Here is a 12,149-nt window from a genome sequence, read left to right as displayed (position 1 = left end):
CCTAGGCTCGCACCATGGTTGACCTGTTCGCCGGCTATGGCGCCACACTCCTGCCCCGAAAGCCGATCAAGGGCGCCAGTGCCTACGACGAGATGTTTCCCGAACCCGACTCGTCGTCACCGGTCGAAGCGCGCGCCGCGTACAAAGACATCTACAACGCCCTCGCCAGGATGACGCAGGAGGAACTGCGCGGTCGCACCGATGCCCTCGCCAGCTCGTACCTCGCCCAGGGCGTCACGTTCGACTTCGCCGGCGAAGAGCGGCCCTTTCCGCTCGACGCCGTGCCCCGCGTCATCGAGCAGAAAGAGTGGGTGGGCGTCGAGAAGGGCATCAAGCAGCGGGTGCTCGCGCTCGAGGCCTTTCTCTCTGACATCTACGGCTCGCAGAACGCCATCCGCGACGGCGTGATCCCGGCCGGGCTGGTCAGCTCGTCGAGCCACTTCCACCGCGAGGCCGCCGGAATCGTGTCGGCGAACGGTGTGCGCATCCAGGTCTCCGGCATCGACCTCATTCGCGACGAGAAGGGCGGCTGGCGCGTTCTCGAAGACAACGTGCGGGTACCGTCGGGCGTCAGCTACGTCATCTCGAACCGCCGCGTCATGGCCCAGACCCTGCCCGAACTCTTCGTGAGCATGCGCGTGCGGCCCGTGGGCGACTACCCGAACAAGCTGCTGCAGGCGCTTCGTGCGGCCGCCCCCGAGGGAGTCGAAGACCCGAACGTGGTCGTGCTGACCCCCGGCGTCTACAACTCGGCCTACTTCGAGCACACCCTCCTGGCCCGGCTGATGGGCATCGAGCTCGTCGAGGGCCGCGACCTGTTCTGCTCGGGTGGGCGGGTATGGATGCGCACCACCGCCGGCCCCACGCGCGTCGACGTGATCTACCGCCGTGTCGACGACGAGTATCTCGACCCGTTGCAGTTCAGGGCCGATTCAATGCTGGGATCGCCGGGCATCCTGCTCGCCGCGCGCCTCGGCAACGTCACCATCGCCAATGCGGTGGGCAACGGGGTCGCCGACGACAAGCTCGTCTACACCTACCTGCCCGACCTGATCAGGTACTACCTCGGCGAAGAGCCGCTGATCGCGAACGTCGACACCTGGCGCCTCGAAGATCCGGGGGCGCTCGAAGAGGTACTCGACCGGCTCGACGAGCTCGTGGTGAAGCCGGTCGACGGGTCGGGCGGCAAGGGGCTCGTGGTGGGGCCGGCCGCCTCGCCGAAAGAGCTCGAGGCGCTGCGAAAACGGCTCATCAAAGACCCCAGGGGCTGGATAGCGCAGCCGGTGATACAGCTGTCGACCATCCCGACCCTGGTCGAAGACGGCATGCGCCCGCGGCACGCCGACCTGCGGCCGTTCGCGGTGAACGACGGCAACGACGTATGGGTGCTGCCCGGCGGACTGACCCGCGTCGCGCTGCCCGAAGGCGAGCTCGTGGTGAACTCGTCGCAGGGCGGCGGCTCGAAAGACACCTGGGTGGTGGGCTTCGCCGGCGGGTTCTCGCCCGTCGACGGCACGGCCGTGATCGCGCAGAACATTCAGGGGCTGGTGGCCGACCAGGCCGCCAACACTCAGGCCATCCCGATCGTCGGCAAACACGTGCCCGACCATTCGCCCTACGACAAGCCGCGCTCGCACCACGACCAGCAGGAGCAGCAGCAACAGCAGGGCGCTCCGGCTCCGGATGCCCGCCGGGCGCTGAGGCGCGAGCCGCTGCCGCGCGAGCCGCTGTCGCTGTCGCTCGGCGAGCCGCTCACCCCGAACATCCAGCCCGCGGCCCCGAAGGGATCAGACGCATGCTGAGCCGCATCGCCGAGAGCCTGTTCTGGATCGGCCGCTACATCGAACGCAGTGACGGCACCGCGCGCATTCTCGACGTGCACCTGCAGCTGCTGCTCGAAGACCCGTGGATCGAGGAGAACCTGGCCTGCCGCTCGCTGCTCGCGGTGATGGGCAGCGAGATACCACCGGATGATCACGAACTGACCCGCGCCGACGTGCTGGCGATTCTCGCGGTCGACCGCACGCAGCCCGCCTCCATCGCCTACTCGCTCGGGGCCGCCCGCGAGAACGCCCGCCGCGCCCGCGAGATCGTGTCGACCGAGCTCTGGGAGTGCCTGAACACCACGCGCGCCCGCATGCCGCGCAAGATCGCGGTCGAGAAGACGCACGAGTTCTTCGCCTGGGTGCGCGAACGTTCGGCGCTGGCTGTGGGCATCCAGGAGTCGGCCGCATCACGCGACGAGGCGTGGCACTTCTTCACCCTCGGCCGTTCGCTCGAACGCGCCGACATGACCGCCCGCCTGCTGGCCACCCGCAGCCTCACCGAGGCGAGCGGGCCGTCGTGGACGACGATCCTGCGTTCGTGCGGGGCGTACGAGTCGTACCTGCGCACCTACCGCGGTGTGCCGAGCGCCCGCAACGCGGCCGAGTTTCTGCTGCTCGACCGGCTCTTTCCGCGCTCCATCCTGTTCTCGGTGACCCGGGCCGAGCAGAGTCTGCGCGACATCGAACCTCGAAACACCCGGCTCGCGGTGACCGATAACGCGCAGCGGCTGCTCGGCCAGATTCGCAGCCAACTGGAGTACCGACCGATCATGGACATTCTGCACGACCTGCCGCACCAGATGGACCTGGTGCAAGACGCCACCAGCGAGGCCTCGGAGCTGATTCGGCAGCGCTACTTCCCGACCAACGCCGCCCCGAGCTGGGTGGGTGAGCACGTATGAGCCGACTGCGAATCCGGCACGTCACCGGCTACCGCTACGAGGGCGAGGTCGCCGCGTCGTACAACGAGGCGCGCATGCTGCCCGTGTCGAGCGAAGGGCAGTTCGTGCTCTCGTCGAACCTCGACATCACCCCCATCTCGTCCAAGCACACCTACCTCGACTACTGGGGCACCCGGGTGTCGTCGTTCGAGGTGCTGACGCCGCACGCCGAGCTGTCACTCACGGCGAACTCGCTCATCGAGGTGCGGCCCCGCGAGCATCCGGCCCACAATCTGAGCTGGGATGATCTGGGCGAGGCCGCGGGCAGAATCACCGCCACGGTCGAACAGATCAAGCAGACCCGGCTGACCGAGCCGCCCGCAGAGGTCGCCGCGCTCGCGGCCGACATCGCCAACGGGTTCAACAACCCCTGCGAGGCGGCGCTCGAGATCTGTACCGAGATCGGCCGCCAGGTCGAATACATGACCGGAGTGACGGGCGTGCACACCAACGCACGCGAGGCGTGGGTGGAGAAGAAGGGCGTCTGCCAGGACATCACGCACATCGCCCTCGGCGCCCTTCGCTCGGTGGGCATCCCGGCCCGGTATGTATCGGGCTACCTGCACCCGAAGCCCTCGGCTCCCGTCGGCGAGACGGTCACGGGCGAGTCTCACGCGTGGGTGGAGTGGTTCTGCGGTGAGTGGCGCGGATTCGACCCCACCAACCAGATCGACATCGGTGACCGCCACGTCACTGTCGGCCGCGGCCGTGACTACAACGACGTGGCGCCGTTGCGCGGGGTGTACGCCGGGCCGTTCGGCTCGCGTCTGTTCGTCAAGGTGGAGATCACCCGCGAGGCCTGAGCTCCACCCGCCCGCCTCCGCCCCCCCCGCTGGTTGAGTAGCCCGCAGGGCGTATCGAAACCCCGCCCGTGCAACGCCCGCCCGGCCCGTCCCTCCCCGCCCCCGTCCCTCCCCGGAGGCGCCCCCCCGGAGGCGCCCATCGTGTGAGGCGCACCTGCGACCGTCGAGACGCCGCGGTCGCACTTCGGGCCCACCTGATGGCCGGCAGGGGCGCGCGGGGGCAGAATGGGGGCGTGCCAACCTTCATCGATGAATCCGGCGTGTCGATCACGTACTACGTCTGGAGCGTCGAGAGGCCGCGCGGCATCGTGCAGATCTCGCACGGGCTGGGCGAGCACGCCACCCGCTACGAGCGGATCGCACGCGAGCTGAACGACGCGGGTTACAGCGTCTACGCGAACGACCACCGCGGGCACGGCCAGACCGGGCTCGACCAGTACGCGGGCGACCACACGAAGCTCGGCCGGCTCGGCCCCGGCGGCCTGCGGGCGACGGTGGCGAGCATCCGGCAGTTCACCGAGCTGATCACGTCGAAGAACCCTGGCATGCCGGTCGTTCTGCTCGGTCACAGCTGGGGCTCCCTGATGGCGCAGAAGGTCATCGACCGGTCATCGGCCGGGTACGCCGGCGTCGTGCTGTCGGGCACGGCGTACCGCATGCCCGGGTCGATGGATGGCGGCGACCTCAGCCGCCGGCACCGCCCCGCCGGCGCAGGCAGCGGCCACGGCTACGAGTGGCTGAGCCGCGACCTCGAGGTGCAGCAGGCCGCCGTCGCCGACGAGCTGATGTTCGAGGCGAAGGTGCTGAAGCTGTTCGGTGTGCGCGACGGGCTGCGGTTGTTCGGTCGGCCGGCGAAGAGCTACGCCACCGACCTACCCGTGCTGATTCTGGCGGGCTCCGACGACATTCTGGGCGGCGAGAAGAGCGTGCTGAAGCTGGCCGGCGCGTACCGGAGGGCGCAGCTGCACGACGTCACGGTGAAGGTGTACCCGGATGCCCGGCACGAGGTTCTGCTCGAGACGAACCGTGACGAGGTCGTGGGCGACCTGATCGCCTGGCTCGACCACCGCCTGGTGCTCCCCACCTCCCGCTGACCCGGCACCGAGCGGTCATCCGTTCTGCGCAGAAGCACGAATTGCGTGCCCATAGCGTGCGTCTGCGAAAACCCGGCATCCCACGGAGGCAGGGGCGGGGAAGGGCGGCGCGGGGTGGGGCGGCCGTAGGCTGGAGGCATGCATGGTGAATACAAGGTGCCCGGGGGCAAGCTCGTCGTGGTCGATCTCGATGTGGTCGACGGGGCGCTGGCGAACTTCCGGCTGGCCGGCGACTTCTTTCTCGAGCCCGACAGCGCGCTCGACGACATCAACCAGGCGGTGAACGGCCTCGCCGCCGACAGCGAGGCGGCCACCATCGCGGCTGCGATCAAGGCGGCGCTGCCGAAAGACGCCACCCTGCTCGGCTTCTCGGCCGAGGGGGTCGCGGTGGCCATCCGGCGTTCGCTCGCCAAGGCGACGAGCTGGCGCGACTACGACTGGCAGATCATCCACTCGAAGGCCGTGCCGCCCGTGATGCAGATGGCCCTCGACGAGGTGCTGGCGGTCGAGGTCGGCGAGGGGCGCCGGCAGCCGACGCTGCGCATCTGGGAGTGGGATGAGCCAGCCGTCGTCATCGGCAGCTTCCAGTCGCTGAAGAATGAGGTCGACCCCGAGAACGCGGCGAAGTTCGGCTTCGATGTGGTGCGCCGAGTCAGCGGCGGCGGGGCGATGTTCATGGAGGCCGGCTCGGTCGTCACGTATTCGATCTACGCACCGGCCGATCTCGTGCAGGGCCTGAGTTTCGCCGACTCGTACGCGTTTCTCGACGAGTGGGTGCTGGTGGCGTTGAAGTCGCTCGGTATCGACGCGTCGTACGTTCCGCTGAACGACATCTCGAGCCCGAGCGGCAAGATCGGCGGCGCCGCGCAGAAGCGGCTCGGCAACGGTGCCGTGCTGCACCACGTCACCATGAGCTACGACATCGACGGCGAGAAGATGGTGCAGGTGCTGCGCATCGGCCGCGAGAAGATGAGCGACAAGGGCACCAAGTCGGCCGCCAAGCGGGTCGACCCGCTGCGCAGCCAGACGGGCCTGTCGCGGCAGGAGATCATCGAGCGAATGATGGCGACCTTCACGTCGCTGTACGGCGCGACGCCGGGTGACGTCACCGACGACGAGTACGCGAAGGCCGAGCGCCTCGTCGAGGAGAAGTTCGGCACGCGGGAGTGGCTCGAGCGCGTTCCCTGACCCTTCTATTCGTCGGGCGTCCCGGTCTCGGCAGCCGCCGGGTCCATCCAGGTGAGCTGCCAGCCGTGGCCGTCGGGGTCGTGGATGTCGCGTGCGTACATGAAGCCGAAGTCCTGCGGTTCGAGGGCGACCCCACCGGCGGCGGCCGCCTTGTCGGCCAGATCATCGACCTCTTCACGGCTCTCCACCTCCAGGGCGTGCAGCACCTGTACCTGCGACCCGGGGTCGAGCAGCTCTCTGTCGGTGAGCGCGGCGACGTGCGACTTCGACCCCAGCATGATGTAGAGCGAGTCTGAAAGCACGACGCAGGCGCTGTTCTCACCGGAGTACAGCGGGTTCAGGGTGTATCCCAGCGCGGTGTAGAACGACGTGGATGCGTCGATGTCGTTCACGGGCAGGGTGACGAACAGGCTGGTGGTCGCCATGATTGCTCACTTTCTGTGCGATGGCCCCATTCAAGCACGAGCCGGGTGTTCAGGCACCCTGCATCAGCCGCGCTCGAGCAGCTCCTGGTACTCGGGATGCTCGTCGATCCAGTGCGCGGCGAACGGGCACTGCGCCACCACCTTCAGCGACGTCGTGGTGCGGATGTCGTCGAGCGCACCCTTAACCAGCTCGCCGGCCAGCCCCTGCAGCCGCTGCGTCGGGTCGACCTCGGTGTGCACCAGCACGATGGCGTCACCCCGCAGCTGGTAGTCGATCAGCCCTGCCTCTTCGCCGTCGACCAGCAGCACATAACGGTTCTGGTCGTGCCGGTTCTCAATCTCGGTACTCATGATGCAACGACAGTACGCTCGGCGGCGCCTCGGTGCAGCCACATTCGCGGGGCTGTCACAATGAGAGCATGCCTGCTATGCCGCCGAAGCCCGACGCCGACGCCCCGGCCGGGGGCGCGGGGCTGGTTGTGGGGGCGGCGCCAGCAGCGGATTCAGCGGCTCCGGCGGCTCCGGCGGCTCCGGGCTCGGCTCCGGGGTCGGGTCCGGATGCCCGGCAGCCCGGTCACGGCGGCCGCATCGTCGAGGCCGACAACCTCGACGTTCTGCCCACCCTCGCCTCGGGCTCGGTCACTCTGATCTACCTCGACCCGCCGTTCAACACCGGCCGCGTGCAGCGGCGCCAGGGTACGACGGCGGTTCGCGCATCCGCCGGCACCGGTAGCATCACCGGTTTCAAGGGCAACAGCTACGACCGCATCAAGGGCGACCTGCTGCGCTACGACGACGTGTTCGAGAACTACTGGGAGTTTCTCGAACCCCGGCTGCTCGAGGCCTGGCGCCTGCTCGCCGACGACGGAACGCTCTACCTGCACCTCGACTACCGCGAGGCGCACTACGCGAAGGTGCTGCTCGACGCGCTGTTCGGCCGTGAGAGCTTCTTGAACGAGATCATCTGGGCCTACGACTACGGCGCCAAGTCGAAGTCGCGCTGGCCGACGAAGCACGACACGATTCTGGTCTACGTGAAGAACCCCGAGGCGTACTACTTCGACTCCCAGGCCGTCGACCGCGAGCCCTACATGGCGCCCGGCCTGGTGACACCCGAGCGTGCCGCGCGCGGAAAGCTGCCGACCGACGTGTGGTGGCACACGATCGTGTCGCCGACCGGCCGCGAGAAGACGGGGTACCCCACCCAGAAGCCCGAAGGGGTACTGCGCCGCATCGTGCAGGCCTCGTCACGCGAGGGCGACCTCGTGCTCGACTTCTTCGCCGGCAGCGGCACCACGGGCGCCGTCGCGTCGGCACTCGGCCGCCGCTTTCTCCTCGTCGACCAGAACCCTGAGGCGATCGCCGTCATGCGCCGCCGCCTGCCGGGTGCCGCGTTCACACGCAGGCAGTCCACACACCGCGGTACGCGCGGCTGACAAGACACCGCCCGCGACGTGGCTCCACCCCTACTGGGGCATACGAGCATCATCATTTGCGCGCTAGGTTTGCGTTGGGGCACGAATGGGGGGTTGTGGTGGACGCTGAAGCGAAATGGGCCCTTGACTTCGCCAACGCGAATCTCGCGTTGCTGAACGTCGACGTCGGTGATGTCGTTCAGCAGACGATTCTGCAGTCAGTCGCCGAGGGCACGGTGTCAGCAGACGCGGCTGTCACGCGAACGGCAGCTCGATTCGGTGCTCGTATTGCTCCGCCAGCCAACTTCGTCATCGCCCACTACGACGACTACGAGATTCCCGGCTCGATGACGTTGCGAAACAGGCTCATCGATGACGATCATCCCCTCGGGATCGAAGACCCTACGCAATTCCGCCAGCTCGAGCTCGAGATCTCGCGGGTGCGACTGGTCGAGCTCGCGATGCACCCGGTTCAGGGCGAACTCGACTACGACCACCTCAAGCGCATCCACGGCCGGATCTTTCACGACATCTACAGTTGGGCCGGCACCGAGAGAGTCGGGCCTGAGACGCCGATGATCAGATACGCCCCCGACACCGTCAATTATGGGCCCGGAGACCCCGCCGCGGCGCTCGTGAAATATTCGTACTACCCGGGCCCCGACATCGCTGAGGCTGCGTCGATCCAATTCGCTCAACTCCACGATCTCGCCAGGCGCGAGAGCATGCCTCGAACAGAGCGTCTTGATCGCATCTCGGAATCGGGGGGTGAGATCCAGTCGATCCATCCATTCCGGGATGGCAACTCACGCGCCATGACGGCGTTCTCGGTGCAATACCAGAATTCCATCGGTTTCCGCATCGACCCGGCAGATTTCCTGATGGGTACACCTCTTCGTGACGTCATGGTGCACGCCTGGTACAACTATCAAGCAACGGGTCGACACACGACGCTGACCCGCACCCTCGAGGCTGCGCTCGCCGCTGCCGAGAGCGAGCGCAGCGTCAGGAGTCAGCCGTGGCGCGGGCCGGAAGCGCGTGGAGTCGCGCCCGATTCCGGTGTCGCCGAGGCGCCGGCGGATGCTCCGCCGGAGTAGCCCGGAGCCTCGGCGCCGATCGAGTCGACCGAGACCGAGGCCGTGTCGGGTTGCTCTGACGAGGTGCCGGGCTCGATCATCGCGCCCGCGAGGTTGGCCGCCGCGAGGGCTTCGGCCGCCAGAACGTCGTCGCGGGCATCCAGATCGCTCGCCTCCTGCATGGCCGACTTGGCGCGCAACGGCGGTGCCTTCAAGAAGAGGGCGAGCACGAAGGCGATCAGCACGACGGCCAGGGTGATCCAGAAGACGGCGGCGATCGCGTACGAGAAGCCGGCCAGGAACGGGAACGCCAGGCGCGGGTCGATCACATTCAGGAACGCCGTGTCGCCGTTCAGCGCCGTGCCGATGGCCGCGATGTCCTGGTTCTGGATCCAGCCGAGCACCTGCGTGTTCGCCGGGTTGCCGGTGACGGCCGGGTCGGTCGCCGCAGCAGCGAGACCGGCCTGCGTCGAGGGCCATGAGAACGCGTCAGCGACCGTGTCGGGCAGGCGCGAGAAGATGAACGAGAACACCACGGCCGTGCCCAGTGTTCCGCCGATCGAGCGGAAGAACGTCGACGAACTCGTCGCCACGCCGATGTCGCGCGGCCCCACCGAGTTCTGCGAGGCGATGGTAAGGGTCTGCATCATCTGGCCGAGACCCAGGCCGATGATGAACATGCCGATCATCACGAACCACAGCTGCTTGTCGACCGTCAGGAAGGTCATCATGAAGAAGCCGCACGCCATCAGGGCGGTGCCGATCACCGGGAACTTCTTGTACCGGCCGGTGCGCGCGATCAGCTGGCCCGAGACGATCGAGGCGATCATCAGCCCGAGAATCATCGGCAGCATCAGGAAGCCCGACTCGGTGGGCGTCGCACCCTTCACGATCTGCAGGTAGAGCGGAATCGTCAGCAGGGCGCCGAACATGCCGAAGCCCACCAGAACGCCCAGCACCGTCGCCACCGAGAACGTCGATGACTTGAACAGCTTCAGCGGAATCAGCGCGTCGTCGCCCATTGCACGCTCGATGAGGATGAACGCGACGATGCCCACGAACGACAGCACGTAGCACAGCCACGCCCCGCCCGAACCCCAGCCCCAGTCGCGGCCCTGCTCGGCGATCAGCAGCAGCGGCACAAGAGCAAGGATGACGGCGGCGGCACCGAACCAGTCGATGCGCACCCGGTCGCGCTTCGTGTGCGGCAGGTGAAGGAACTTCATCACGACCGCCAGCGCGACGATGCCGATCGGCAGGTTGATCAGGAAGACCCAGCGCCAGCCGGTGATGAAGAGAATCTCGGGGCTGCCAGCCAGCAGGCCGCCGAGCAGCGGGCCGATGACGCTCGCGATGCCGAAGGTGGCGAGAAAGTAGCCCTGGTACTTGGCCCGCTCGCGCGGTGCGAGCATGTCGCCCATGATGGCCAGCGGCAGCGCCATCAGGCCGCCGGCGCCCAGCCCCTGAAGGCCGCGGAACACGGCGAGCTCGTACATCGATGTCGACAGGCCGGCGAGCAGCGAGCCCACCAGGAAGATGGTGATCGCGATGATGAACAGCGGCCGCCGCCCGAACAGGTCGGAGAGCTTGCCGTAGATCGGCGTCGAGATGGTCGACATGATCAGGTAGGCGGTGGTGACCCAGGCCTGCAGGCTCAGCCCGTGCAGGTCGTCAGAGATGGTGCGCATCGACGTGCCGACGATGGTCTGGTCGAGCGCGCCCAGGAACATGCCGGCCATCAGGGCGACGACGATCACCAGAATCTGGCGGTGGGTCATCACACCGCCGGCGTCTTTGATCTGCTGGGCGCGGGCTTTGCCCGAGGTGGAGGCGCGTGACATGGGGGTTCCTGACGTGGCACAGGCGGGCACACGGGATGCCCGAGAAAAAAGTTTGCGGAGACTGCAAAGTTACACCCGGCGAAACCTCGGTGCAAGCCGGTTGCGCCGCCGCATGTACGCCCTTCCCACCTCGCGCATATCGAACGCATAGCTTCGTGTGGTGATCTGAATCAGTGATAGCCACCCGTCGAGCATTCCTGGCCCTGGCCGCCGGATCGGGCCTGATGGCCCTGGCCGGCTGCGCGGCCCTCAGCGCCCAGGGCGAGAGTCAGACCACGCCGACCCCCACGATCGCTGCGGGGCCGCAGGTGACGGCCGCGAGTATCGCCATCGGCTCCCTCATGGGCGGCACCGAGGTTCGCCTCACCGGAACGATGCTCGCCGACACCGTGGCGGTGACGATCGGAGCCAACCCCGCAACATCCGTCGCCCTCGTCGACGACACCACGATCGGCTTCGTCACGCCCCCGGCCGTCGACTACCAGCCTGCGAACGCCCCGATCACGCTCACGCAGTCAGACGGAACCACCATCGACACGGGCAGACAGTTCTCGTACCAGGCGGTCACGCCGGTCGACAGGCAGCTGCAGTATGCGTTCACCTACTGGCAGAACTACAACCTCGCCGAGTGGGGCATCTTCAGCGACAACGACTGCGGCAACTTCGTGAATCAGACGCTGGTGGCCCGCGGCTGGGCGCAGAACGCCGACTGGTACAGCGACTACGTGAGCTCGGGCGACTACAGCTACAGCTGGATTCGGGGCACCGAGATGGACGACTACCTCGCCTCGCGCCCCGACACGACGCGGTACGAGCTGAACGATCGCGGTTCGGTGAAGATCGGCGACGTGGTGATGTTCGACTGGGATCCGCAGAACGACAACGGCCCCGACCACACCATGATCGTGTCGAAGGTGGTACCGAACTCCGACGGAACCATCGCCATCAAGCTCGCCGGCCACACGGTCGACGCTCAGTACCGCGACCTCGACACCGCGATAACGGTTGACAACCCCGGGGGCACGGCGCACTTCTACAGCATCGCCTGAGCGAGGCGTCGCCTTACAACTGAGCTTGCTCGACGGGTGGGCTCCTTTACACTTGGCGGGTGTCGACTCCCCAGCAGCCTCCGGATGACCGGGCACGACTGCGCGCGCGGCGAGTGGTGGCCTCGTCGCTGATCGTCATCGTGGTCGCGCTGCTGGTGGGGGTGACCGTGGTCGCCGTGAAGTTTCTCGGTCCGCACGAGCTGGCCGCCGTGACGGGGCCGTCGCCGGCCCCTTCTGCCTCTGCGTCGCCGTCGGGGGCGCCGGGGGATTCGGGCGCGGGCGGGGGTGCGGCATCCGCTGGTGCTGGTGCTGGTGCCGGTGCCGGTGCCGGTGCTGGCGCGGGGGCGAGTGCCTCGCCGTCTGCTGCGGCGGCGGCGACGCCGGCCGGGTTCGACAAGTCGGCGCACTCGATCGACGACCCGAACAGCATCTGGTTCGTGGTGAACAAGCTGCGGCCGATTCCCGACGCGGCAGACTTCGTGCCGCAGAAC

The 12,149-nt window shown here is 67.6% G+C and carries 11 protein-coding genes; 8 read left to right on the top strand and 3 right to left on the bottom strand.

The window, feature by feature from the left end; translation table 11 throughout:
* Positions 1 to 14 precede the first annotated feature (14 nt).
* From V3W46_RS03565 to V3W46_RS03545, 5 genes are all read left to right on the top strand, one after another.
* A complete protein-coding gene (locus V3W46_RS03565; RefSeq protein WP_331781718.1) occupies positions 15 to 1,802 on the top strand; it encodes a circularly permuted type 2 ATP-grasp protein in 1,788 nt (595 codons plus the stop codon).
* Positions 1,796 to 2,728 carry an alpha-E domain-containing protein gene (locus tag V3W46_RS03560; protein ID WP_331781717.1) on the top strand — a complete coding sequence of 311 codons (933 nt, stop codon included), beginning with the start codon at positions 1,796 to 1,798 and terminating at the stop codon, positions 2,726 to 2,728. Before V3W46_RS03565 ends, V3W46_RS03560 begins: the two co-directional genes overlap by 7 nt.
* Complete coding sequence (locus V3W46_RS03555; protein ID WP_331781716.1) at positions 2,725 to 3,570, top strand: transglutaminase family protein; 846 nt, start codon at positions 2,725 to 2,727, stop codon at positions 3,568 to 3,570. Before V3W46_RS03560 ends, V3W46_RS03555 begins: the two co-directional genes overlap by 4 nt.
* Before the next feature lie 233 nt (positions 3,571 to 3,803).
* The gene (locus V3W46_RS03550; protein ID WP_331781715.1) at positions 3,804 to 4,664 is read left to right on the top strand and encodes an alpha/beta hydrolase; all 861 of its coding nucleotides are present in this window, start codon (positions 3,804 to 3,806) and stop codon (positions 4,662 to 4,664) included.
* A 138-nt stretch (positions 4,665 to 4,802) separates the two neighbouring features.
* Positions 4,803 to 5,852, top strand: a complete 1,050-nt coding sequence (locus V3W46_RS03545) for a lipoate--protein ligase family protein (protein WP_331781714.1) — start codon at positions 4,803 to 4,805, stop codon at positions 5,850 to 5,852.
* A gap of 5 nt (positions 5,853 to 5,857) precedes the next feature.
* Here V3W46_RS03545 and V3W46_RS03540 read toward each other — a convergent pair whose 3' ends face one another.
* Entirely contained in the window at positions 5,858 to 6,277 is a 420-nt protein-coding gene (locus tag V3W46_RS03540) for a VOC family protein (RefSeq protein ID WP_331781713.1), read from the bottom strand.
* 63 nt (positions 6,278 to 6,340) lie between these two features.
* Positions 6,341 to 6,628 (bottom strand): GNAT family N-acetyltransferase, encoded by a 288-nt coding sequence (locus V3W46_RS03535; protein WP_331781712.1) that lies wholly within the window; start codon positions 6,626 to 6,628, stop codon positions 6,341 to 6,343.
* A 68-nt stretch (positions 6,629 to 6,696) separates the two neighbouring features.
* Here V3W46_RS03535 and V3W46_RS03530 point away from each other — a divergent pair, with 68 nt between their 5' ends.
* Both V3W46_RS03530 and V3W46_RS03525 read left to right on the top strand, forming a co-directional pair.
* Positions 6,697 to 7,713 (top strand): DNA-methyltransferase, encoded by a 1,017-nt coding sequence (locus V3W46_RS03530; protein ID WP_443069918.1) that lies wholly within the window; start codon positions 6,697 to 6,699, stop codon positions 7,711 to 7,713.
* 98 nt (positions 7,714 to 7,811) lie between these two features.
* The gene (locus V3W46_RS03525) at positions 7,812 to 8,789 is read left to right on the top strand and encodes a Fic/DOC family protein (RefSeq protein ID WP_331781711.1); all 978 of its coding nucleotides are present in this window, start codon (positions 7,812 to 7,814) and stop codon (positions 8,787 to 8,789) included.
* On the opposite strand, the gene V3W46_RS03520 is transcribed toward V3W46_RS03525, so the two are convergent.
* Positions 8,705 to 10,609, bottom strand: a complete 1,905-nt coding sequence (locus V3W46_RS03520) for an MDR family MFS transporter (RefSeq protein WP_443069917.1) — start codon at positions 10,607 to 10,609, stop codon at positions 8,705 to 8,707. The genes V3W46_RS03525 and V3W46_RS03520 overlap by 85 nt on opposite strands.
* A 173-nt stretch (positions 10,610 to 10,782) precedes the next feature.
* On the opposite strand from V3W46_RS03520, the gene V3W46_RS03515 reads away from it, so the two are divergent.
* Complete coding sequence (locus V3W46_RS03515; protein ID WP_331781710.1) at positions 10,783 to 11,658, top strand: amidase domain-containing protein; 876 nt, start codon at positions 10,783 to 10,785, stop codon at positions 11,656 to 11,658.
* The last annotated feature ends 491 nt before the right edge of the window (positions 11,659 to 12,149 follow it).

This window comes from Subtercola sp. YIM 133946 (assembly GCF_036553535.1).
In the GTDB taxonomy this organism is placed as follows: domain Bacteria; phylum Actinomycetota; class Actinomycetes; order Actinomycetales; family Microbacteriaceae; genus Subtercola.
The sequence above is the reverse complement of the archived record's forward strand: the minus strand, read 5'-3'. Positions and strand labels throughout refer to the sequence as shown.

Excerpts from the sequence above, each read along its gene's own strand:
- V3W46_RS03560 (WP_331781717.1), top strand. The coding sequence starts at position 1,796 with ATGCTGAGCCGCATCGCCGAGAGCCTGTTCTGGATCGGCCGCTACATC.
- V3W46_RS03540 (WP_331781713.1), bottom strand. The coding sequence starts at position 6,277 with ATGGCGACCACCAGCCTGTTCGTCACCCTGCCCGTGAACGACATCGAC.
- V3W46_RS03565 (WP_331781718.1), top strand. The coding sequence starts at position 15 with ATGGTTGACCTGTTCGCCGGCTATGGCGCCACACTCCTGCCCCGAAAG.
- V3W46_RS03555 (WP_331781716.1), top strand. The coding sequence starts at position 2,725 with ATGAGCCGACTGCGAATCCGGCACGTCACCGGCTACCGCTACGAGGGC.
- V3W46_RS03535 (WP_331781712.1), bottom strand. The coding sequence starts at position 6,628 with ATGAGTACCGAGATTGAGAACCGGCACGACCAGAACCGTTATGTGCTG.
- V3W46_RS03530 (WP_443069918.1), top strand. The coding sequence starts at position 6,697 with ATGCCTGCTATGCCGCCGAAGCCCGACGCCGACGCCCCGGCCGGGGGC.
- V3W46_RS03545 (WP_331781714.1), top strand. The coding sequence starts at position 4,803 with ATGCATGGTGAATACAAGGTGCCCGGGGGCAAGCTCGTCGTGGTCGAT.
- V3W46_RS03520 (WP_443069917.1), bottom strand. The coding sequence starts at position 10,609 with ATGTCACGCGCCTCCACCTCGGGCAAAGCCCGCGCCCAGCAGATCAAA.